This window comes from Micromonospora xinjiangensis (assembly GCF_056150165.1).
In genome coordinates, this window is sequence record NZ_JAXCFO010000007.1 from 20966 (window position 1) to 41376 (window position 20411).

Consider the following 20411-nt stretch of genomic DNA (forward strand, 5'->3'; position numbering starts at 1 on the left):
GGTGGTGTACCCGCCCGCCGGCCGGCTAGCCCCGCACCGGGCCCGGCGATTGCCGCCGACGGCGGCGGGTAACCCACCGTGGAGGCGGTCGATGCCGAGCCGTCCACCCCGGAAGGGAGACACCGGTGGTCAATCCGCAGCAGGAGGAGTTCCGGCGCAACAACAAGGGCGCCACGAGCCAGGACAGCAAGGGGCCGAAACCGACCGGACACCCGCTCAACCGCGGGTCGTCCCGCGGCGACCAGGGCCGGCCGGTTCCGAAGGGGCAGGCCTCGCCGTACGGCCCGTCCGGTGCCCTCGCTGACGACGAGAGCGAGGACTAACGGCGTTTTCCTGGCGGCCGCAGCCGGTTCCACGTGGCGGCGGCCGCCAGTCCGTACGCCAGGTGGGGCACGATGTCGGCGATCCAGTCGGAGCGCCGCCAGGTGCGCGGGTCGGTGACCTTCAGCACCGTCAGCGAGCCGTCCGTCATGGTCATCGCGCCGAGGCCGAGCAGACCGCCGGCCGTCACCAGGGGCCAGCGGCGACCGCGCGCGAGCAGCGCGAAACCGACGCCCACGCCCACACCGGTGGCGTAGCCGAGCAGGGCCCCCAGCCCGGAGCGGCGGTTCGTCGCCTTCGGCGCCGGGCCGAGGTTCACGTGCGCGGCGCCGGCCAGGCGTCCCGCCGCGTCGTCGGGGGTGCTGCTGGCCGGTCGGGCGCGCACCGTCATGTCCAGGTACGTCACGACGTTCAGGACGGTGCTGCCGACGGCACCCGCGATGGCGCCGTCGGTCAGCTCGCTCGTCCTCACTTCGGGTCGCCCGGTTCGCGCTCGCCCTTCGGGCCGTACACCCGTTCGCCGCGGATCACGCCGCGCTGGCCCCGGTCCTGCTGCAGGATCCGGTTCGCGACCTCGTCGGCGTTGCTGTCGGGTACGCGCCGTCCGGAGTTGTCGATCGCGTTGCGTATCCGCGCCCGCTGCTTGTCGTACGCGTTGCTGCCCGGCCGTGGTCCTGGCATCACTGCCTCCTCCGGTCGCTGTCGCCGATGGCTCCGCAGCGTCTACCCGTTGCGGGCCCCGGCACACCGGGGCGCGGCGGCCCGCGGCCCGGCGCGACGGGCCCGCCGGCCGCGCGTGGAGCAGCGAGGGCGCGCCCGGTTCAGCGTGGCCCGCGGACCACGGCGACCGGGCAGCCGGCGTGGTGCAGCGCCGACTGGCTCACCGACCCCAGCAGCAACCCGGTGAACTCCCCGCGCCCCTGCCCGCCCACCACCAGCAGCTGGGCGTCGCGGGACGCCTCGGCGAGCACCCGGGCCGCCCGGCCGCGCACCGCCCGGCCGGTGACCCGCAGCTGCGGGTACCGCTCGGCGAGCCCGGCGAGGGACTCGGCGAGCACCCGCTCCTCGTCGCTGTGCAGCTGCGCCTCGTCGTACACCAGGGGCTGCATGTCGCCCGGGCCGGTGGAGACGGGGTGGCGGTAGGCGTGCAGGGCCAGCAGGTCGGCGCCGCGGGCCGCGGCGGTCTCGGCGGCGAACCCGACGGCGAGCGTGGACACCTCCGAACCGTCCACGCCGACCACGACGGGCCCGTCGGCGCGGACGGTGCCGCGGGCGACCAGCACCGGACAGTCGGCGTAGGAGGCCACCTGGATCGCCACCGACCCGACCACCAGGGCGGAGAAGCCGCCGAGACCGCGGTCCCCGAGCACGATCATCGCGGCGGTGGGTGTCTCGCCGAGCAGCACCGCGGCGGCCTCCCCGTCGATGATCTCGCCGGAGATCCGGAGGTCCGGGGCGGCCGCCCGCGCCTCGGCGACCGCGTCCGCCACCAGTTGTTCGGCCTCGTCGCGCAGCCCTCCGCCGGGCGCCCCGGCCGGCACGGACAGCGGCACGTGCAGCAGTGGCCAGACGAAGCCGTGCACCACCCGCAGCGGCCGCTGCCGGCGGGCCGCCTCGGCGGCGGCCAGGCGGACGGCGCGCAGCGCCGGCTCCGAGCCGTCCACGCCGACGACGACCGCCGCACCGTCCGATGAGTTCATGTTCACCTCCTGCGCCTGCGGCCAGTATTTCCGGCGGTGCCGTGGTGACGGAGCGATACCGCGCAGGACGCCCGGTCGGTACGCTGACGGCGACCACCGGGGAGGGAGCGTCATCGATGGTTGAACCCGATCAGCCGAGCACCGCACGTATGATCGACTTCTGGCTCGGCGGGGATCACCACTTCCCGGTCGACGTCGCCGCCGCGCGCGCCTTCGAGCAGGCGTACGGGCCCTGCGCGCCGGTCTTCCGTGAGCTGCGCGCCTTCCTCGGCCGGGCCGTGCGGGCGATCGCCGCGCGCGGGGTGGACGGGTTCCTGGTGTTCGGCGCCGGGGTGCCCACGAGGGGCAACGTGCACGAGGTGGCGTCCGAGGCCACGGTGCTGTACACCGATGTCGACCCGGTCACCATCCGGCTGGGGCAGCGCATCCTGGCCGGCAGCGACCGGGCCGGCTACGGCTACGGTGACGCCACGGACATCGGCACGATCGACCCGGCTCAGCTGCACCGGTTCGTGCCGGGGTGGGGGAGGCGGCCGGTGGGGGTGGTCTTCCTGGGTCTCGCCGCGTTCCTCGACGACGACACGCTCACCCGCACCCTCGACGAGCTGTACACGGCGGCGGCGCCGGGCAGCTGCCTGGCCATCGACTTCGACACCGAGGAGCTGGCCGGCCACCCGGAGGCCTTGGCGATGATGGGCCCCGCCTTCCGGATGCGGTCTCCCGCGGCGTTCCGGCCTCTCCTCGGCCGGTGGGTGCCCACCGAGGACGGTGTCGTTCCGGTCACGCACTGGCGTGCCGAGGGTGAGCCGCCGCCGGTTCCCGACGCCTTCCACGGTGCGGTGGCGGTGCGCGGGGAGGACTAGGCGTCGTCCACGTCGCCGGGCGGGCACCGTCCCGTCCGGGTGTCAGGCGCCCTCCGTATGATGCTTGCCCTACAGCAAGTTTCTCGGAGGAGCAAGAATGGTGGACCCGCCGGTGTCGCGTGCCCTGCGATCGGCCCCGCCCGACCAGGTGGCGGAGGCGGCCGATCGTGCGATCCGGGGAGCGCTGGGTGCCACCCGCAGCGACGTCTTCATCGCCGACTACCGGATCAGCGGGCTGTGGCCGGTGCTCGACCCCGACCTGCCGGAGGCGGGCTTCCTGCCCTGCGCTGGGGTGGCGCAGCGCTGCTTCAGCAGTCAGCGGCCGGTCCGGGACGCCGCCGAGGATGGGCGGTGCCGGCTCTACCTGCCGCTGTCGGTGTGGGGGGAGCGGCTCGGGGTGCTCATGATCGAGCTGCCCGGGGCGCCCGGCCCCGGCGTGGAGGAGCAGGCCGTCGACATCGCCGGCGACCTGGCGATGGCGCTGCGCGCCGCCGACCGGGAGACCGACCGCTACCGGCGGATGCGGCGGCGGGAACGGCTCACGATGGCCGCCGAGATGCAGTGGGAGCTGCTGCCGGGGCGCAGCGTCAGCCACCCCACCTTCCAGCTCGCCGGGCAGCTCGAACCGGCGTACACGGTGGGCGGCGACCACTTCGACTGGTCCGTCGACGGGGACCGGCTCACCGTCACGGTGCTCAACGGCGACGGGACGGGGCTCGGCGCGTCGATGCTCACCGTCGTCGCGGTCAACGCGATGCGCAACGCCCGCCGCTCCGGCGGTGGCCTGGCCGAGCAGGCCGAGCTGGCTTCCGACACGCTCTACTACCAGCACCGCGGTCGGCGTTACGTGGCGACGCTCCTGCTCGACGTGGACCTGACCACAGGGCGGGTGCACGCCGTGGACGCCGGCTCGCCGCACGTGCTGCGGATGCGTGGGGGCACCGTGGAGCCGATCGGGCTGGACCAGCAGCTGCCGTTGGGCATGTTCGCCGAGGCCCGCTACGACCTGCAGGAGTTCGCGCTGCTCCCCGGCGACCGGCTGTTCGTGGTCAGCGACGGCGTGTGGGCGGCCGACCCGACCGGCCAGGAGCCGTACGGCGAGCGGGCGATGGCCCGGGCGATGCGCTCCACACGGTTGCAGCCGGCGGCCGAGGCAGTTGGTACGGTGTTGCGCGAACTGCGCGCCCACCACGCGGACACGGATCTGCGCGACGATGCCGTCGTGGTCTGCCTGGACTGGCACGGCTCGGACGCCGGTTGAGCGGGCACCGCGGCCGGGCGCAAGCGGGACGATGGCAGGGGACGGATCGAGTGGAGCGATTTCCTGATCTCGCCGCGGCGATCGACGCCGCCGCCGCATCGCTCGTCCAGGTGCTGGACTCGGCCGTGTCGCGTCACCAGGTTTCGGTCTCGCCGACGCAGCTACGCGTGTTGTCGCTGATCAGCTCCCGGCCGGAGACGAACGTCAACCGGCTGGCCGAGCTGCTGGACGTGGTGCCCTCCTCGGCCAGTCGGCTCTGTGACCGGCTGGAGGCCACGGGGCTGCTGCGCCGGGCCGCGGATCCGCGGGATCGGCGCGAGGTGCGGCTGCTGCCCACCCCGGCGGGGGAGGAGCTGCTGCGCGACCTGGCCGAGCGACGCCACCGCGCCGTGCGGGCGGTGCTCGACCGGATGCCGGCCCGGACCCAGCACGAGCTGCTGCTCAGTCTGTCGGCCTTCGGCCAGGCCGCCGCGTCGGCGGCCGCCGAGGAGCAGGCCGACCAGAGGGTACGCACCGCCTGACGCGCGCCGCGGCGAGCCGAGAGCCGTTCCCCCGCACCACTAGTATCCTAGGACGCCTTACGGGTGGTGTCCGGCACCACACATCGCACACGCACCGGCCCCGAAGGTCGGGGCGACCAGGGGCGACGAACAGCCCGATATAGTGGCAGCGCAACTCACCCGGCCCGTGATCGGCGATCACGGGCCGGCATCAGGGGACGGTCCCGTTCGGCGGGGCCGCAGAGAGGGCGCCGGCGATGGCCGGCCCGACAGCGCGTGGTCCCTCCGCACCGCCCGGCCTCGGTCGGGGCGGCGGAGCGTGTCGCGAAGGAGGTTCGGTGTCGCGTCGGCCGGCTGGGGCGGAGCAACCACGGGCCTCCGACGACACCGAGGGTGCGTCCAGCGGCCGGGTCCTGACCGTGCCCAACCTGATCAGCTTCCTGCGGCTGATCGGCGTACCCCTTTTCCTCTACCTCCTGCTGGTCGCCCGCGCGGACGTCGCCGCGATCGTGGTGCTCGCCGTCGGTGGCACCACCGACTGGGTCGACGGCTGGATCGCCCGCCGGCTCGGCCAGGTCAGCCGGCTGGGGGAGCTGCTCGACCCGCTCGCCGACCGGCTCTACATCCTCGCCACGCTGGTGGCGTTCACCGCCCGGGAGGTGGTGCCGTGGCAGTTCACCGCGGCGCTGCTGGCCCGCGAGCTGCTCCTGCTCGGGTCGCTGGGCGTGCTGCGGCGCTACGGGTACGGCCCGCCGCCGGTGCACTACGTCGGCAAGACGGCCACGTTCCTGCTGCTGGCCGCGTTCCCAACCCTGCTGCTCGCGGCCGCCGCGCCGGGCGCCGCCGACGTGGCCGGCGCGATCGGCTGGGGTCTCGCCTGGTGGGGCCTGGTGCTCTACTGGGTGGCCGGCGCCATGTATGTCATCCAGGCCGCGCGGCTGGTGCGCGCCGCGCGCGGCGCGGGAGCGGCGGCGTGAGCGCCGGCGAGGAGGAGCGCCGACGCCCGGCGCGGGTGTACGCGCCGGACTTCCTCACCGAGCTGTTCCGCAACCCGCTGGAGCCGGGCTACGCCGCGGCGGCGGAGCGCCGGCGGCAGCACGGTCCCGCGCCGGCGTGGCGTACCCGGTCGACCCGGGCGGTCACCGTCGTGGTGCTCCTGGCGCTCGGGTTCCTCCTGGCGGTGGCCTACCGGCAGACGATGGAGGACGAGCCGGGGCGCAGCCAGGCGCGCTCGGGGCTGGTGGCGCAGATCAGGGAGCGGGAGCGGGAGACCGACGAGTTGTCCGCGCGCGCCGACCAGCTGCGGGAGGAGGTCAGCCGGCAGCGGGACGCGGCGCTGAGCGGTTCGGCCGCCGCGCGGCTGCGTGATCTGGAGGCGGGCACCGGGTTGGGCCGGGTGCGTGGCGACGGGGTGGTGGTCCGGTTGGCGGACGCCCCCGGTGGCGGGGATGCGGTGACGGGTGCGAACGCGGGTCCGCCGCGGGTGCTCTACAGCGACCTTCAGGGCGTGGCGAACGCGCTGTGGAGTGCCGGCGCGGAGGCGATCGCGATCAACGGGCAGCGGTTGACGGCGACGTCGACGATCCGTACGGCCGGCGACGCGATCCTGGTCGACTTCCGCCCGGTGACGGGGCCGTACGAGGTGTCGGCGATCGGGCCGGGGGCCATGAAGCGGCGCTATGAGCAGAGTCGTAACGCGGAGTTGATGCGGGACGTGGCCCAGCAGACGGGTCTGTCGTTCGGTGTGCGGGAGGCCGATGACCTCACCCTGCCGGCCGCACCCGAGCCGCAGCTACGCTACGCGGAGCCACCGGGCAGCCCGAGCCCCTCGCCGTCGGGTGCTCGGTCCGCCAGTCCCGGGTCGTCCGGCTCGGGGACGTCTCCCAGCCCCTCCGGAGGTGGTCGATGATCGCGGTGCTGGCGTTGCTCGCCGGTGTGGTTCTCGGGGTGTGGCTCGATCCCACCGTGCCCGCGGCGTTGCAGCCGTACCTGCCGATCGCCGTGGTGGCCGCGTTGGACGCGGTGTTCGGTGGGGTGCGGGCGAAGCTGGACCGGATCTTCGACGACAAGCAGTTCGTGGTGTCGTTCATCTCGAACGTGCTGGTGGCGGCGTTGATCGTGTATCTGGGTGACCAGTTGGGTGTGGGTGGCCAGTTGTCCACGGGTGTGGTGGTCGTGCTGGGCGTGCGCATCTTCGGAAACGTGGCGGCGATCCGCCGGCACCTGTTCCGGGCGTAGGTTCTAGGCGATGAGCGACGAGCAGACCGAGACCGGTACGGGGTGGCCGCAGCCGGCGGGCCCGGCTCGCCCGGCGGGGCCGGGTGGTGAGCCGGATCCGCGGCCGGACGCGCCGGACCCGGATGAGCTGAGCCCGTTGGCGCCGGAGGCGGAGCCGGCCCGGGAGGAGCGTTCCGACGCGGTGGTGGAGCCGGTCGAGGACGCGACGGTGGAGCTGTCCGGTGCGGGGCCGTCGGTTGGTGCGGGGGAGTCGGTGCCGTCGGCGCGGTCGCGGTTGTCGGCGGCGAGTGTGATGATCGCCGCGTTGTTGGCGCTGCTGGGCTTCACGCTGGTGGTGCAGTTGAAGACGACGTCGACGGATCCGGCTGCGGGGGCGACCCGGCAGGAGGACCTGGTGCGGATCCTGTCGGACCTGGACGCGCGGGAGAGCCGTCTGCGGCAGGACATCGCGACGTTGGAGGAGAGTCAGCGTCAGCTGCGCTCGGGTGAGCAGGGCCGGCAGGCGGCGTTGGACGAGGCGACGCGGCGCGCGGACGAGTTGGGCATTCTGGCGGGCACGTTGCGGGCGACGGGTCCGGGTCTGGCGGTGCGGTTCGAGGCGGGCGCGAAGCCGATTTCGGCGATGCGGGTGCTGGACGCGGTGCAGGAGTTGCGGGGCGCGGGCGCGGAGGCGATGCAGATCTCCGGTGGGGACCGGGCTACGGTGCGGATCATCGCGTCGACGTACTTCCTGGATGGGGAGAACGGTTCGTTGGTGGTGGACGGGCGTCGGTTGACGGGGCCGTACACGATCACGGTGATCGGTGATCCGGCGACGATGCGTACGGCGTTGAACATTCCTGGTGGGGTGGTCGCGTCGGTCCGTGGTGACGGCGGTAACGTGATCGTTGAGGATCGTGAGGCTGCCGAGGTTTCGGCGCTGCACGCGCCGATCAAGCTGGAACACGCCCGTCCGGTCTCGTGACCGGCGCGGCTGCTGCGGGTGGGTGCCCGGAGCACGATGGTGAAGGACGCGTCTGTTGATTCCTGAGGATCTGCGATACACCGCCGAGCACGAGTGGGTGGCGGGTAACGGCACCGGCTCGGTCCGGGTCGGCATCACGCACTTCGCGCAGGACGCGCTGGGTGACATCGTGTACGTCCAGCTGCCCGACGCGGGTGCGGTGGTGGCGGCCGGTGAGTCGCTGGGGGAGATCGAGTCGACCAAGAGTGTGTCGGAGATCTACGCCCCGGTGAGCGGTACGGTGGCCGCGCGCAACGAGGCGCTCGGCGACACTCCCGAGGTGATCAACACTGACCCGTACGGTGCGGGTTGGTTGGTGGAGATCACGCCGGATGATCCGACGGCGGTGGACGGGCTGCTGACTGCGGGCGCGTACCGCGAGCTGACCGAGAGCTGAGTGTGCTCGATCCGGTGCGCCTGTTGAGTCCGCGCGTCCGGTTGCCCTGCATTTCGGCGCTGGCTAGGCTCGCCCAGTCGACCGAGAACCCAATAGTTGAGCGTTGCGGAATTGCCTTCCCGGGCACGGGGAGCCAGCCGCCGGGTGTGCGACTGCCCGGCGGCCAGACCCGCCATTACCCGACGCCGACCGAACAGATCCGTGAGGTGGTCCCATGACGCGGCCAGACGACGAGTTCCCCCCGCTCGACGTCACTTCGACGCTCAATCTCGGTTCGCTCGATGAAGTGCTGGAGGGGCCGGACACCGATGTGGTGCCGAGCCGGATGTCCGGCTCGTTGCCGCCGGGTATGGCGCTGCTGGTGGTTCGTCGTGGTCCGAACGCGGGGGCCCGGTTCCTGTTGGATCACGATGTGACGACGAGTGGCCGGCACCCCGACAGTGACATTTTCCTCGACGACGTGACGGTGTCGCGGCGGCACGCCGAGTTCCACCGGGACGGTGGCACGTTCACGGTGCGGGACGTGGGGAGCCTGAACGGCACGTACGTGAATCGGGAGCGGGTCGAGGCTGCCACGTTGAGCAATGGTGACGAGGTGCAGATCGGCAAGTTCCGTGTGGTGTTCATCGCCGGTCCGCGCCCGGAGGAGGAGGCCGGCCGGGGGTGAACGAGCCTGCGGCCTCCACGTCACCGGGGGCGGCCCGGTCCCAGCCGCTGATGAGCATCGGTGAGGTGCTGGGTCAGCTGCGGGTGGACTTCCCCGATGTCACGATCTCGAAGTTGCGGTTCCTCGAGGCTGAAGGGCTGGTCGAGCCGCAGCGTACGGCGGCGGGTTACCGGAAGTACAGCTGGGACGATGTGGCGCGGTTGCGGTTCGTGCTGACCGCGCAGCGGGACCAGTACCTGCCGTTGCGGGTGATCCGGGAGCAGTTGGCCGAGTGGGATTCGACAGGTGTGGCGCCGGGGCGGTCGCGGCCGACCCTGGTGGCGGTCGGTCCCGGTGGTGAGGTGCCGGGTCGGGAGGCGGAGGAGCCGGCCGAGTCGTCGGAGGTGCGGCTCGGCCGGTCGGATCTGTTGTCCCGGAGCGGGTTGGCCGAGTCGACGCTGGCGGAGTTGGAGCGGCTCGGTGTGGTGGTGTCGGATCCGCCGGGTTGGTACGACGGGGACGCGTTGATCATCGCGCGGGCGGTGGCGGGTCTGGCGGCCTACGGGTTGGAGCCGCGGCATCTGCGGGGCTACCGGTCGGCGGCCGACCGTGAGGTGGGTTTGTTCGCGCAGTTGGTGGCGCCGTTGGCGCGGCAGAGTGATCCGGCGGCGCGGGCGCGGGCGGCGGAGACGGCGCGGGAGTTGGTGGCGTTGTCGCAGCAGTTGCACGCCGCGTTGGTGCGGGTGGGGTTGCGGTCGACGTTGGGTCGTTGACGGGTCGGGGTGTGTCCGCCGCCGCTGGTGGTGTGCGGAAAGATCTCGGTCGGGAAGCGTGTCGTAGGCTTGCCGGGGTAACCCCTTTCTGGCGCGGGCGTGGTGCGGGTAGCGCGTGGGACGGCCGTGTCGCGGTCCGTGTACCGTGCAGGGAAGGGTGCGGTGCGGCGTAGGTGACAACGACACGGAGGCGGCGGTGCGCGAGCTGAGCGTGGTCGGAGTTCGGGTGGAGCTGCCCAGCAACCAGCCGATCGTCCTGCTCAGGGAGGTCGAGGGTGACCGCTATCTGCCGATCTGGATCGGCGCGGTCGAGGCGACGGCGATCGCCTACGAGCAGCAGGGTGTGAAGCCCGCTCGGCCGTTGACGCATGATCTTCTGCGGGATGTGCTCGCGGCGCTGGAGGCGCCGTTGCGGGCGGTGGAGATCACTGAGCTCAAGGAGAACGTCTTCTACGCCGATCTGTTGATCGGTGACGGGGTGCGGGTGTCGGCGCGGCCGAGCGATTCCATCGCGTTGGCGTTGCGGGTGGGTGCTCCCATTCGTTGTGCCGAGCAGGTCCTCAGTGAGGCGGGGATCGTGATCCCGGACGAGCAGGAGGACGAGGTGGAGAAGTTCCGCGAGTTCCTGGAGCAGGTGCGTCCGGAGGACTTCGCGGGTTGAGCGGCGGTCGTCCCGGGGGTTCGGGGCGGCTGGTCGGTTTGGGGCGTGGCGTCACGGTGGGTGACGTCATGTTTCGTGTGGTGATCTTCCGGCGGCTGCGCGGCGTGTCGCGGCCGTTCCTCCGTGGTAACCCCTGAAGGTCGCTATAGGGTTGCCGTGTCGAGGGGTCGCGTCCCGGAAACGACGCGGCACCGCACGGGCGGGGAGGTTGTCCGGATGCACGAGCCGCGGAATTCCGATCCGGGTACGGAACTGGACGAGCCGGGTGTGGCGCCGCCGGGGTGGGCGACGGACGGTGACGGTTCGGTCGGCTACCGGGGAGTGACGGCCTGCCACGCGGTGGGCATCAGTTACCGCCAGTTGGATTACTGGGCGCGCACCGGGCTGGTGGTGCCGAGCGTGCGGGACGCCTCGGGTTCGGGCACTCAGCGGTTGTACTCGTTCCGCGACCTGGTGGTGTTGAAGGTCGTGAAGCGGTTGCTGGACGCCGGGGTGTCGTTGCAGAACATCCGCAAGGCGATCGACGCCCTGCGTTCCCGCGGTGTGGAGGACCTGGCCGGGATCACGTTGATCTCGGACGGCACGACGGTGTACGAGTGCCGGTCCCCGGAGGAGGTCGTCGACCTGTTGCAGGGCGGCCAGGGGGTGTTCGGCATCGCGATCGGTGGGGCGTTCAAGGAGATCCAGGGTTCGCTGTCGCATCTGCCGGCGGAGCCGGCGGCGGGTGCGGGGGTGGCCGAGGGCGAGCCGGCGGCGTCGGAGTCGGTGGGTGACGAGTTGGCGGCGCGGCGGGCGCGGCGGCGGGCCGGCTGAGCGGTCGTCGCGGCCGTTGTCGTGCGGTCCGCCGGGGCGCCGGTCGGCCTCGACGTCGGGATCTGTGACGCAGGGTGTGGGCGACACGCCGACGTTTGTTGCAATTTTCATGGTGACGCTGCGTGCATGTTGCTGCGTGGCTGTTCGCTGATCAACCGTTCGGTGTGCTGTGCCGTACCGGCGGTGGAGTGTGGGCTGGCGGGAAGGATGAGCCTGGTCAGGCGATCGGGCATGGCCTGTCCTGGGTGGTCAGCGGCGGGTGACCTGGCGCGGGGGCTCGGTGTGTGGGCTGTTTCCGCTGTGGACGGTTGGCCGTCGATGGTGACCGGTGGTGGTGTGGCGGTCGCGCTTCGTGGCTCGCGGGACGGCCTGGTCCGTCACCGTCCGTGGTGGCCGGTGTCAGGAATCCGATAGGGGGGCCCTGACCGCTGCGGCGCGACGCGCTATGGTCCGTCATCGGTCGCCCGGGGCGCGTGTCGCTGTCCGGCGTCGCCTGCGTTGCCGGTCGACCGTTTGCCCCTCCGCGCCACCCCTGCGCGATCCCCTCCACTTGGGAAGGAACGACCGTGACGGTTACGGAAGAGGCCACCCCCGTCTCGCACTACCAGCGCATCGGTGGTGCGAGTTCGGTGAAGGCGGCTGTCGAGCTGTTCTACGACAAGGTGCTCGCCGACCCGGAACTCGTCGGTTACTTCACCGACGTGGACATGGTGGGCCAGCGTCGGCACCTGGCGTTGATGCTGACCGTGGTGCTCGGTGGTCCGAACGAGTACACCGGCCGGGGGTTGGCGGAGGCACATCAGCCGCTGAACATCCCGGTGGAGCACTACGCGAAGGTGGGCGCGCACCTGAGCGCGACGCTGACCGAGCTGGGGGTGCCGGCGGACGTGCTGGCGCACGTGCAGACCGTGCTGGGTGAGGTGCAGGACCAGGTGGTGGCTGCCGGGACCCGTCCGGGCGCCTGACCGTGGACGTCGCACGGCTCAAGCAGAGCTGGTCCCTGGTCGCCGAGCACGGCGACCAGGTGCCGCTCTACTTCTACTCGACACTGTTCCTGGCTCACCCCGAGACGCGGCAGATGTTCCCGACGAACATGGCCGGTCAGCGGGACCGGTTGGTCACCGCGTTGGGGCACATCGTGACCAACGTGGACCAGGTGGACCGGCTCGTCGGGTTCCTGCAGGACCTCGGCGCGGACCACCGCAAGTTCGCGGTGCGACCCGAGCACTACCCGGCCGTGGGTGAGGCGCTGCTCGCCACGTTGCAGCACTTCCTCGGCGAGCAGTGGACCGAGGAGCTGGCCCAGGACTGGGCGGGCGCGTACGGGCTGGTGTCGAAGGTCATGATCGACGCCGCGCAGGCCGCGGAGGCGGTGAGCCCGCCGTGGTGGGTGGCCGAGATCGTGGCACACGAGCGGCGCACGTTCGACGTGGCGGTGCTGACCCTGCGCCCGCAGTACCTGCTGCCGTTCACCCCCGGCCAATCGATCGGGGTGTCGCATCCGTCGGCGCGGTCGTGGCGGTACTACTCGCCGGCGAACGCGCCGCGCGCGGACGGCACCCTGGAGTTGCACGTGCGGGCCGCGCCCGGCGGTGCGGTCTCCTCCCGGCTGGTGTACGGGTCGGCGGTGGGTGACCAGGTCCACCTGGCCGCGCCGGTGGGGGACCGGTTGACGCTGCGGCAGGCCGGGTCCAGTGATCTGCTGCTGTTGGCGGGCGGCACCGGCTGGGCGCCGGTGAAGGCGCTCGTGGAGCAGGTCGCGGCGGAGGGCTCCGGCCGCCGCGTCGACCTGTACGTGGGTGCCCGCTCGCGGATCGAGTTCTACGACACGGACGCGATCGAGAAGTTGGCGTCGTCGTTCCCCTGGCTGTCCGTGACGTACGTGGCGGGGATGGATCCGCTGCGGCCCGGGGAGTTCGTGCACGTGACGGACCGGGCGCTCGGCGACGCTGACTGGCGGTCCCGGCACGTGTACGTGTGCGGCTCGGACGAGATGGTCTCCCACTCGCTGAAGGTGCTGACCGGCGCCGGCTACCACCCGGGGCAGGTGCACCACGAGGGGTTCGGCAAGCACTGGTACGGGCCGGCGTGGCGGTCGGCGTTGGACCCGTCCGCCCCTGACAACTCCGGAGGTGCCCGGTGAGCGCGACGAGCGGACTCGGCAGCGCCGTGGCCACGAACGAAAGGTCAGCCCGGTGAGCGCGACCCCGATCAGCAGGTACGACGGGATGCAGCAGGCGTCCGCGGTGCAGGTGCGGATGACGCCCGACCGGGTGCGCCGGTGGGAGTTCTCGGCGGCGTCGTTCACCCGTCGCGGCTACGACAACGCCGAGGTGGACCGGTTCCGGATGCAGGTCGCCGACGAGCTGGACCTGCTCTCGGCGCAGATCGCGACGCTGCGGGCGGAGAACGAGCGCCTCAACGACCGGGTGGAGCTGCACCGGCACGGGGTGATTCCGAGCAAGAACACGGCGGTGAACCTGCCGGCCGCGAAGGAGGTGAACCTCCTCTCGGCGGCGCAGCGGGAGGCCGAGCAGATCATCGCTCAGGCGCACGACTACGCCCGCCGGGTCGCCGAGTACGCCCGCACGCAGTACGAGAGCTACATGCAGGCGGCGGTGGAGGAGGCGAAGCAGGAGGCCGAGCGGGCGGTGAAGGAGTACCGCAGCAACGCCGGGCCGAGCTTCGACGACTCGGTCGCCACCCGGGAGGCGCTGCGGATCTTCGGCGAGATGATGATCTCGCACATGCAGGCCGCGGCGCGGCACCTCGACGACGGTAGCGAGCAGTTGGCGCGTACGGTCGACCGGCTGGTCGGTGAGGCTGTGAGCGCCGGGGCGCGGCAGACGGCGTTGCCGCGTCACCAGCAGCGCTGACACCCTGGCCCCGGTCGGCTCGCGGGCCGCGTGGGCCGACCGGGGCCGCCACGGCGCCCGCCGGTCAGGTCGCGGCGGCGACGGCCTCGCCGATCGGGGTGTCCCCGCCGACGAGTTCCAGCACCAGACCGGCGCTGGCGGGTCGGTCCAGCAGCGCCACGAGCACCCGGGCGACGTCCGCGCGGGTCACCGCACCCCGGTCGACGTGCCGGGCCAGGGTGACATGCCCGGTCGGTGGGTCGTCGGTGAGCCGGCCGGGGCGCAGCACGGTCCAGTCCAGGTCGCGGGCGGTCAGGTCGTCCTCGGATGCCTTCTTCGCCCGCAGGTAGGCGGCGAACACCTCGTCGGTGCCGGGCGCGGGCGCGCGGTCCACCCCCATGGACGAGATCAGCAGGTAGCGGCGGACACCGGCGCGCTGGGCGGCGTCGGCGAGCAGCGCGGCCGCGGCCCGGTCGACGGTGTCCTTGCGGGCGGCGCCGCTGCCGGGGCCGGCGCCGGCGGCGAAGACCACCGCGTCGGCGCCCGCGAGGTGCCCGGCGACCTCGGTCACGTCGGCGCGTTCCAGGTCGCAGAGCACCGGCCGGGCGCCAGCCCCGGTCACGCCGGCGGTGTGGTCGGGGTTGCGGATCAGGCCGACGGCGGTGTCGCCGCGGTCGGCGAGGTCCCGGGCGAGCAGTCGGGCGATCTGGCCGTGCCCTCCGGCGATGACGACGCGCATACCGTCAACCTAGTCGCCGCTGGGCGGCCGGTCGTGCGCTGAGGCAGCATGGACGCGTGACGGAGACGATCGACGCGCTGGCCGAGCGGGTGGCCGCCGGCGGTGTCGTGGTGCTGAGCGGGGCGGGGCTGTCCACCGAGTCGGGCATCCCGGACTACCGGGGGCCCAGCGGGGTCGCCCGCCGGCACACCCCGATGACGTACCAGGTGTTCACCCGGGACCCGGTGGCGCGGCGCCGCTACTGGGCGCGCAGCCACCTGGGGTGGCGGCTGATGGCGGGGGCCGCGCCGAACGACGGGCACCGGGCGGTCGCCCGGTTGCAGGACGGCGGTCTGGTCGACGCGGTGATCACGCAGAACGTCGACGGGCTGCACACGGCGGCGGGCAGCGAGCGGGTCGTGGAGTTGCACGGTCGGCTCGACGAGGTGGTGTGCCTCGACTGCGGCAACCAGACCTCCCGGGAGGAGCTGGACCGGCGGCTGCGGGAGGCGAACCCGGGGTTCGACGCGCGGGTCGCCGCGGTCAACCCCGACGGGGACGTGGAGCTCGACGACGCCGAGGTGGAGCGGTTCCACGTGGTCGCGTGCACGTTCTGCGGCACCGGCACGTTGAAGCCGGACGTGGTGTTCTTCGGCGAGACGGTGCCGGCGCCGCGGGTGGCGCGCTGCTTCACGCTGGTGGAGCGGGCCCGGCTGCTGCTGGTGCTGGGGTCGTCGTTGACGGTGATGTCAGGGCGGCGGTTCGTGCTGCGCGCGGCGAAGCTCGGCATCCCCGTGGTGATCGTCAACCAGGGGCCGACGCGGGGTGACGCGTACGCGGCGCTGACCGTGGACGCGCCGCTGGGGCGGGTCCTGCCGGCGCTGGCGGAGGCGACCCTCGGCGCCGCGTCGACCGTGGCGCCGGTCCCCGCCGGCTGAGCGCGCGACGGCGGTCGTCTGCACGGCGACCGCCGGGCATGATCACCGATGTCGGGGTACGACATCCGCGGGAAACCCACGCGCTGGTAGCGTTGACGGTGCCGGTAACACCCACGGGGGAGAGACCGCCCAGCTGTACCCGGGCGGCGCCGAAGGGGCAAATCCTCCCCGGAACCTCTCAGGCAAAAGGACCTCGTGGGTCAGGCACTGTGGAGCGCCGCGCGGGCGCGACAGAGGGGGAGGCCGACCTGTCGACCTCGCCCCGGGAGCGCAGCCCATGACCACAGAGCAGTTCGCCACCCGTCACATCGGCCCCGGCCCGGACGACGAGCGCCGCATGCTGGAAACCGTCGGGCACAGCTCGATCGACGAGCTGATGGACGCGGCGATCCCCGAGGTGATCCGCTGGCACGGCACCCTCGACCTGCCCGACCCGGCCACCGAGGCGCAGGCCCTCGCCGAGCTGCGCGCCCTGGCCGCCCGCAACACCGTCGCCGTCTCCATGATCGGCCTGGGCTACCACGGCACGCACACCCCGGCGGTGATCCGCCGCAACGTGCTGGAGGACCCGGCCTGGTACACGGCGTACACGCCGTACCAGCCGGAGATCAGCCAGGGCCGGCTGGAGGCGCTGCTGAACTTCCAGACCATGGTCACCGACCTGACCGGGCTGGCCACCGCGAACGCCTCGATGCTCGACGAGGGCACCGCCGCCGCCGAGGCGATGACCCTCGCCCGGCGCGCCGCCAAGAGCAAGAGCAACGTGTACGTGGTCGACGCCGACGCCCTGCCGCAGACCATCGCGGTGATCACCAGCCGGGCGGAGCCGCTCGGCATCGAGGTGCGGGTGCTCGACCTGGACACCGAGGAGCTTCCGGGCGAGTTCTTCGGCCTGCACCTGCAGTACCCGGGCGCGTCGGGGGCGGTGCGCGACCACGCGGGCCTGGTCGAGGCGGCGCACGCGGGCGGCGCGCTGGTCACCGTCGCCGCGGACCTGCTGGCGTTGACCCTGCTGCGCCCGCCGGGGGAGATCGGCGCGGACATCGCCGCCGGCACCACCCAGCGTTTCGGCGTGCCGATGGGCTTCGGTGGCCCCCACGCCGGCTACCTGGCGGTGCGCTCGGGCTTGGAGCGGATGCTGCCCGGTCGCCTGGTCGGGGTGTCCCGGGACGCCGCCGGCAACCGCGCGTACCGGCTGGCGTTGCAGACCCGTGAGCAGCACATCCGGCGGGAGAAGGCGACCAGCAACATCTGCACCGCCCAGGTGCTGCTCGCCGTGATGGCCGGCATGTACGCCGTGTACCACGGCCCGGACGGGCTGCGCGCCATCGCCCGGCGTACCCACGGCATGGCGGCGCGGCTCGCGGCGGGCCTGCGCGCCGGCGGGGTGGACGTCGCGGACGTGGCGTTCTTCGACACCATCACGGCGACCGTGCCGGGCCGGGCGGCCGAGGTCGTCGCGGCGGCCGCCGCGCGGGGCGTGAACCTGCGGCTCGTCGACGCCGACCGGGTGGGGATCTCCTGCGACGAGACGACCACCGACGAGCACCTGGCGGCGGTGTGCGCGGCGTTCGGGGTGCCCGGCGCGCCGGGCGAGGTCGACGCGTCCCTGCCGGTGGGGCTGGCCCGCACCTCCGACTTCCTCACCCACCCGGTGTTCCACGAGCACCACTCGGAGACGGCGATGCTGCGCTACCTGCGCCGGCTCGCCGACTTCGACTACGCGCTGGACCGGGGCATGATCCCGCTGGGCTCCTGCACCATGAAGCTCAACGCGACGACCGAGATGGAGCCGGTCAGCTGGGCGGAGTTCGCGGACATCCACCCGTTCGCGCCGGCCGAGCAGACCGCCGGCTACCGGGAGATGATCGCCCAGCTGGAGGGGTGGCTGGCCGAGGTGACCGGCTACGACGCGGTCAGCGTGCAGCCGAACGCCGGTTCGCAGGGTGAGCTGGCCGGGCTGCTGGCCATCCGCGCGTACCACCGGGACCGGGGGCAGGGGCACCGGGACGTGTGCCTGATCCCGTCGTCGGCGCACGGCACCAACGCGGCCAGCGCCGTGATGGCCGGGATGCGCGTGGTCGTGGTGGCCTGCGACGACGAGGGCAACGTCGACCTCGTCGACCTCGACGCGAAGATCGACAAGCACCGGGACGCGCTCGCCGCGATCATGGTGACGTACCCGTCGACGCACGGGGTGTACGAGACCGGCATCGCGCAGCTGTGCGCGAAGGTGCACGACGCCGGCGGCCAGGTGTACGTCGACGGCGCGAACCTCAACGCGCTGGTCGGGTTCGCGAAGCCGGGCAGGTTCGGGGCGGACGTGTCGCACCTGAACCTGCACAAGACGTTCTGCATCCCGCACGGCGGTGGCGGCCCGGGGGTCGGCCCGGTGGCGGTGCGGGCGCATCTCGCGCCGTACCTGCCCGGTGACCCGGTCGGTGAGCGTGCCGACGGGGCGCCAGCGATCTCGGCGGCCCGGTACGGGTCGGCGGGGATCCTGCCGATCCCGTGGGCGTACCTGCGCATGATGGGCGCGTCGGGGCTGACCCGCGCGACCGGGGTGGCGGTGCTCGCGGCGAACTACGTGGCGGCGCGGCTGCGCGACCACTACCCGGTGCTGTACGCCGGCAACAAGGGCCTGGTGGCGCACGAGTGCATCCTCGACCTGCGGCCGCTGACGAAGGCAACCGGGGTGAGCGTCGACGACGTGGCGAAGCGGCTGATCGACTACGGCTTCCACGCGCCGACGATGTCGTTCCCGGTGGCGGGGACGCTGATGGTGGAGCCGACCGAGAGCGAGGACCTGGCCGAGCTGGACCGGTTCTGCGACGCGATGATCGCGATCCGCGCGGAGATCGAGAAGGTGGGCGCCGGGGAGTGGCCGGCCGGGGACAACCCGCTCGCCAACGCCCCGCACACCGCGGAGATGGTGACCGGTGACGAGTGGCCGCACCCGTACCCGAGGTCGGTGGGGGCGTACCCGGCCGGGGTGGACCGGGCCGGCAAGTACTGGCCGCCGGTGCGGCGGATCGACGGCGCGTACGGCGACCGGAACCTGGTGTGCTCGTGCCCGTCGCCGGAGGCGTTCGAGGACTGACCGGACGCGCCGGGGCGGTCGTACGGCGGCCGCCCCGGCCGTGCCACCCCGCCCGACCTGGGGAACTAGCCTGATCGGCGAGGTGGTGACGCAGAGTGGTCGCTCAGGCGACGAGGGCGTGGCGGGCGGGCCCGCGGTGCGGGGCGATGCAGCGGCCGTCGGGGAGCAGTTCGCCGGTGTCCTCGAAGACGATGACGCCGTTGCAGAGCAGGCTCCAGCCCTGCTCAGGGAAGCAGGCGATGACCCGGGCGGCTTCCCGATCAGTCGCGTCGGCAGAGGGGCAGGTGGGTTGGTGCTGGCACATCGGGTTCTCCGGACTGTGGGGGCACTGTGTCATGGTTCACATGACCAGTGACGCACAGTACCAAGCGAAAGTGGCCAGCATCGAGCACGTCCACGCGTGCGAGTCGGGAAATCCACTGAACGGACGAGGAAGAATGGGCCAGACGGCGTGGAAACGCTTGCAGTCGCGCTGATCGATGTGCCGAGGGCGCCGGTGGGCTGCCGCCGTACGCTGGTCGAGCGGGCCCGCTGGGAGTGGCGCCCCGCCGACGGGGGAGACCCGGCCGCCCGTGCCCAGGAGTTCCTCGCCGCGCACGGTCTGCCCCTGGACGACCTGGCCCGGCCCGCCGCCGGTCACGACCCGGCCGGGCCCTGCGGCGCCGCCCTGTACGTCTCGGCCGCCGCCGGGGCGCTGATGACCGGCGCGTCGGCCGGCGCGGCCAACCCGGCGCCGGCCCTGCCGGAGGTCGCCGTGGTGGTCTACGGTCACGGCGACCCCGCGCCCGCGCGCCCTCCGGTCGGCCCGTGGTGGCTCGACGGGTGGGTGGAGAGCTGGACGCCGGCCCAGCACGCCGCGGCGGTGACGGCCGTGCGCGAGGCCATCGGTCGCGGCGACGTGTACCAGGTCAACGTCGTGGGGCACGCCGCCGCCCGCTACACCGGCGACCCGCTGCCCGCCTTGGCGCGGCTCGGCGCGCTGCCCGGCGCCCGCTACGGCGGCACCCTCACCGGCGAGGGCTGGGCGATCGGCTGCGCCTCCCCGGAGACGCTGGTCGAGCTGGACGGGGCCCGTTTGATCACCCGCCCCATCAAGGGCACCCGGCCGGCCACCGCGGCCGGCGCCCGCGAGCTGCTGGCCAGCGCGAAGGAGCGCGCCGAGCACGTGATGATCGTCGACCTGGAGCGCAACGACCTCGCGCGCCTGGCCCGTACCGGCACCGTGCGCGTCGACGAGCTGTTCGCGGTACGGCGCTGGTGCGACCTGTGGCAGGCCGAGTCGACGGTGTCCGCGGTCGTCGCCGACGGGCTGGGCCTGGCCGACCTGCTGCGCGCGGTCTGCCCCGGCGGGTCGGTCACCGGCGCCCCCAAGCGGGCGGCACTGGACCAGATCGCCGCCCTCGAACCGGTCGGCCGGGGCGCCAGCATGGGCGCGCTCGGCTGGGTCGCTCCCGGCCGCGTCGACCTGGGCCTGACCATCCGCACGGCGGCGGCCGACGGGCAGCGGATGCACGTGTGGGCCGGCGGTGGCATCACGTGGGGCAGCGACCCGGAGGCGGAGGTCGCCGAGGCGGCCGCCAAGAGCGCGCCGGTGCGCGCCACCCTCGCCGGGCGCTGAGCCCGC

At 73.0% G+C, this 20411-nt stretch carries 24 protein-coding genes and 1 riboswitch; of the genes, 19 read left to right on the forward strand and 5 right to left on the reverse strand.

All coding sequences use genetic code 11. The annotated features are described in order from the left end of the window. Positions 1 to 125: 125 nt before the first annotated feature. Complete coding sequence (locus tag SM573_RS23805; RefSeq protein ID WP_474609628.1) at positions 126 to 323, forward strand: hypothetical protein; 198 nt, start codon at positions 126 to 128, stop codon at positions 321 to 323. Here the strand turns inward: SM573_RS23805 and SM573_RS23810 are convergent. From SM573_RS23810 to SM573_RS23820, 3 genes are all read right to left on the reverse strand, one after another. Beyond that, the gene (locus SM573_RS23810; protein WP_474617120.1) at positions 320 to 793 is read right to left on the reverse strand and encodes a hypothetical protein; all 474 of its coding nucleotides are present in this window, start codon (positions 791 to 793) and stop codon (positions 320 to 322) included. The genes SM573_RS23805 and SM573_RS23810 overlap by 4 nt on opposite strands. Continuing rightward, a complete protein-coding gene (locus SM573_RS23815) occupies positions 790 to 1002 on the reverse strand; it encodes a phosphatidylethanolamine-binding protein (protein ID WP_474609626.1) in 213 nt (70 codons plus the stop codon). Before SM573_RS23815 ends, SM573_RS23810 begins: the two co-directional genes overlap by 4 nt. Positions 1003 to 1142: 140 nt before the next feature. Beyond that, entirely contained in the window at positions 1143 to 2021 is an 879-nt protein-coding gene (locus SM573_RS23820) for a universal stress protein (protein ID WP_474617121.1), read from the reverse strand. 116 nt (positions 2022 to 2137) lie between these two features. Here SM573_RS23820 and SM573_RS23825 point away from each other — a divergent pair, with 116 nt between their 5' ends. From SM573_RS23825 to SM573_RS23895, 15 genes are all read left to right on the forward strand, one after another. Continuing rightward, positions 2138 to 2884, forward strand: a complete 747-nt coding sequence (locus SM573_RS23825) for an SAM-dependent methyltransferase (RefSeq protein ID WP_474609624.1) — start codon at positions 2138 to 2140, stop codon at positions 2882 to 2884. A gap of 97 nt (positions 2885 to 2981) precedes the next feature. After that, positions 2982 to 4145, forward strand: coding sequence for a PP2C family protein-serine/threonine phosphatase (locus tag SM573_RS23830; protein WP_474609623.1), 1164 nt, complete (start codon positions 2982 to 2984; stop codon positions 4143 to 4145). 50 nt (positions 4146 to 4195) lie between these two features. Then, complete coding sequence (locus SM573_RS23835) at positions 4196 to 4666, forward strand: MarR family transcriptional regulator (RefSeq protein WP_474609622.1); 471 nt, start codon at positions 4196 to 4198, stop codon at positions 4664 to 4666. 317 nt (positions 4667 to 4983) lie between these two features. After that, on the forward strand, positions 4984 to 5622 hold the full coding sequence (clsA, locus tag SM573_RS23840; protein WP_474609621.1) for a cardiolipin synthase ClsA: 639 nt from the start codon (positions 4984 to 4986) through the stop codon (positions 5620 to 5622). Beyond that, positions 5619 to 6554, forward strand: coding sequence for a DUF881 domain-containing protein (locus tag SM573_RS23845; RefSeq protein ID WP_474609620.1), 936 nt, complete (start codon positions 5619 to 5621; stop codon positions 6552 to 6554). Before clsA ends, SM573_RS23845 begins: the two co-directional genes overlap by 4 nt. After that, entirely contained in the window at positions 6551 to 6883 is a 333-nt protein-coding gene (locus SM573_RS23850) for a small basic family protein (RefSeq protein ID WP_091588778.1), read from the forward strand. Before SM573_RS23845 ends, SM573_RS23850 begins: the two co-directional genes overlap by 4 nt. 10 nt (positions 6884 to 6893) lie before the next feature. After that, the gene (locus SM573_RS23855; RefSeq protein WP_474617122.1) at positions 6894 to 7847 is read left to right on the forward strand and encodes a DUF881 domain-containing protein; all 954 of its coding nucleotides are present in this window, start codon (positions 6894 to 6896) and stop codon (positions 7845 to 7847) included. A gap of 55 nt (positions 7848 to 7902) precedes the next feature. Then, positions 7903 to 8283: a glycine cleavage system protein GcvH gene (gene gcvH / locus SM573_RS23860; protein ID WP_474609618.1), complete on the forward strand. Its 381-nt coding sequence runs from the start codon at positions 7903 to 7905 to the stop codon at positions 8281 to 8283. A gap of 214 nt (positions 8284 to 8497) precedes the next feature. Further along, positions 8498 to 8950: an oxoglutarate dehydrogenase inhibitor Odhl gene (odhI, locus tag SM573_RS23865; RefSeq protein WP_007071101.1), complete on the forward strand. Its 453-nt coding sequence runs from the start codon at positions 8498 to 8500 to the stop codon at positions 8948 to 8950. A gap of 50 nt (positions 8951 to 9000) precedes the next feature. Beyond that, complete coding sequence (gene ftsR / locus SM573_RS23870; protein WP_474610249.1) at positions 9001 to 9702, forward strand: transcriptional regulator FtsR; 702 nt, start codon at positions 9001 to 9003, stop codon at positions 9700 to 9702. A 196-nt stretch (positions 9703 to 9898) separates the two neighbouring features. After that, entirely contained in the window at positions 9899 to 10363 is a 465-nt protein-coding gene (locus tag SM573_RS23875) for a bifunctional nuclease family protein (RefSeq protein ID WP_120331353.1), read from the forward strand. Between the two features lie 216 nt (positions 10364 to 10579). Beyond that, positions 10580 to 11176, forward strand: a complete 597-nt coding sequence (locus SM573_RS23880) for a MerR family transcriptional regulator (RefSeq protein ID WP_474609617.1) — start codon at positions 10580 to 10582, stop codon at positions 11174 to 11176. A 566-nt stretch (positions 11177 to 11742) separates the two neighbouring features. Beyond that, positions 11743 to 12141 (forward strand): group I truncated hemoglobin, encoded by a 399-nt coding sequence (locus tag SM573_RS23885; RefSeq protein ID WP_474609616.1) that lies wholly within the window; start codon positions 11743 to 11745, stop codon positions 12139 to 12141. 2 nt (positions 12142 to 12143) lie between these two features. Continuing rightward, positions 12144 to 13319, forward strand: a complete 1176-nt coding sequence (locus SM573_RS23890) for a globin domain-containing protein (RefSeq protein ID WP_474609615.1) — start codon at positions 12144 to 12146, stop codon at positions 13317 to 13319. A 52-nt stretch (positions 13320 to 13371) separates the two neighbouring features. Beyond that, complete coding sequence (locus tag SM573_RS23895) at positions 13372 to 14052, forward strand: DivIVA domain-containing protein (RefSeq protein WP_474609614.1); 681 nt, start codon at positions 13372 to 13374, stop codon at positions 14050 to 14052. 64 nt (positions 14053 to 14116) lie between these two features. On the opposite strand, the gene SM573_RS23900 is transcribed toward SM573_RS23895, so the two are convergent. Continuing rightward, complete coding sequence (locus SM573_RS23900; protein ID WP_474609613.1) at positions 14117 to 14770, reverse strand: NAD(P)H-binding protein; 654 nt, start codon at positions 14768 to 14770, stop codon at positions 14117 to 14119. Between the two features lie 56 nt (positions 14771 to 14826). Here SM573_RS23900 and SM573_RS23905 point away from each other — a divergent pair, with 56 nt between their 5' ends. Together SM573_RS23905 and gcvP are read left to right on the forward strand one after the other, a co-directional pair. Continuing rightward, positions 14827 to 15687: an NAD-dependent protein deacetylase gene (locus SM573_RS23905; protein WP_474609612.1), complete on the forward strand. Its 861-nt coding sequence runs from the start codon at positions 14827 to 14829 to the stop codon at positions 15685 to 15687. A 106-nt stretch (positions 15688 to 15793) separates the two neighbouring features. Then, positions 15794 to 15891: riboswitch (glycine riboswitch) on the forward strand. 73 nt (positions 15892 to 15964) lie between these two features. Beyond that, positions 15965 to 18787, forward strand: coding sequence for an aminomethyl-transferring glycine dehydrogenase (gcvP, locus tag SM573_RS23910; RefSeq protein ID WP_474609611.1), 2823 nt, complete (start codon positions 15965 to 15967; stop codon positions 18785 to 18787). 103 nt (positions 18788 to 18890) lie between these two features. On the opposite strand, the gene SM573_RS23915 is transcribed toward gcvP, so the two are convergent. Beyond that, a complete protein-coding gene (locus tag SM573_RS23915) occupies positions 18891 to 19091 on the reverse strand; it encodes a DUF5999 family protein (protein ID WP_091588789.1) in 201 nt (66 codons plus the stop codon). Positions 19092 to 19238: 147 nt separating this feature from the next. Between SM573_RS23915 and SM573_RS23920 the strand changes: the two genes are divergently transcribed. Next, positions 19239 to 20405 carry a chorismate-binding protein gene (locus SM573_RS23920; RefSeq protein ID WP_474617123.1) on the forward strand — a complete coding sequence of 389 codons (1167 nt, stop codon included), beginning with the start codon at positions 19239 to 19241 and terminating at the stop codon, positions 20403 to 20405. Positions 20406 to 20411: the final 6 nt, after the last annotated feature.